Consider the following 823-nt stretch of genomic DNA (forward strand, 5'->3'; position numbering starts at 1 on the left):
GGCTGCCTCATCGCTAACTTTGCAACAGTGCCATAGCTGCCCGGATCGTTCTTGAAGCAAAACGAATGCTGGCGCATACCGGTTTACCCGTAGGGACCATTGCACAGACGCTCGGATTTGAAGAAACCACACATTTCTCAAAGTTCTTTAAACGCGTTGCAGACCTTACCCTTGGCGAGTTCCGCCTGAAGCAGACAGAGAGCTGAACGGGGCCGGTGAGAGTGATTGCCCTGTACAGGAGAGACTGCACCCTGGTCCGGTATCTGACCGGATTTTTCACCTGCACCGCATTGTTTTACAACGTTATCTTACCCAGTCTTCCAGCACCAGATCCGGCACCCGCTCAAACTCCCGCACATTATTTGTCACCAGTACGGCGCCGGCCGCAATGGCATGCCCGGCGATCGCCGTGTCGTTCGGGCCTATCGGCGTTCCGGCGAGGCGCAGCGCCACCTTAATCTCCGTGGTGGCGTCCACCGCAGCGCGATCCCAGGGCAGGATGGCATCGAGGCGGGCGCAGAACGCGTCGACCAGCTCGACGTGGCGCGGGGAGGCCTTCGGGCCGGTGGCCCCGAAGCGCATTTCAGAATAAGTGATGGCCGAGACAACGATGCGCTGGCCGCGCAGCACCGCCTGCTCCAGGCGCTTCAGGACGGCTTCCGGCTGCTCGCGCATGATGAACGAGCAGATACAGGTGTCGAGCATATAGGTCTTGTTCACAGGTTAAATCGTCCTTCGTCGCTGACAACGTCCTCGCGCTCCGCCATAAAGTCCGGGTCTGCCTTCTCGAACTGCGCGAACGAGCCCCAGGTCGGCCGGACGG

Annotated in this window: 2 protein-coding genes and 1 pseudogene; 1 reads left to right on the top strand and 2 read right to left on the bottom strand. The window is 60.0% G+C overall.

Annotated features, from left to right (window positions below; translation table 11 throughout):
- Nucleotides 1-44: 44 nt before the first annotated feature.
- Nucleotides 45-206 carry a helix-turn-helix domain-containing protein gene (locus HMPREF3140_RS06400; protein ID WP_224357367.1) on the top strand — a complete coding sequence of 54 codons (162 nt, stop codon included), beginning with the start codon at nucleotides 45-47 and terminating at the stop codon, nucleotides 204-206.
- A 97-nt stretch (nucleotides 207-303) separates the two neighbouring features.
- Here the strand turns inward: HMPREF3140_RS06400 and HMPREF3140_RS06405 are convergent, their stop codons facing one another.
- Together HMPREF3140_RS06405 and HMPREF3140_RS06410 are read right to left on the bottom strand one after the other, a co-directional pair.
- The gene (locus HMPREF3140_RS06405) at nucleotides 304-720 is read right to left on the bottom strand and encodes a type II toxin-antitoxin system VapC family toxin (RefSeq protein ID WP_070552889.1); all 417 of its coding nucleotides are present in this window, start codon (nucleotides 718-720) and stop codon (nucleotides 304-306) included.
- A pseudogene (locus tag HMPREF3140_RS06410) lies at nucleotides 717-823 on the bottom strand (AbrB/MazE/SpoVT family DNA-binding domain-containing protein); the annotation flags it as partial. The gene HMPREF3140_RS06405 and the pseudogene HMPREF3140_RS06410, both read right to left, overlap by 4 nt.

Source organism: Klebsiella sp. HMSC16A12 (assembly GCF_001808265.1).
Lineage (GTDB): Bacteria > Pseudomonadota > Gammaproteobacteria > Enterobacterales > Enterobacteriaceae > Klebsiella > Klebsiella pneumoniae.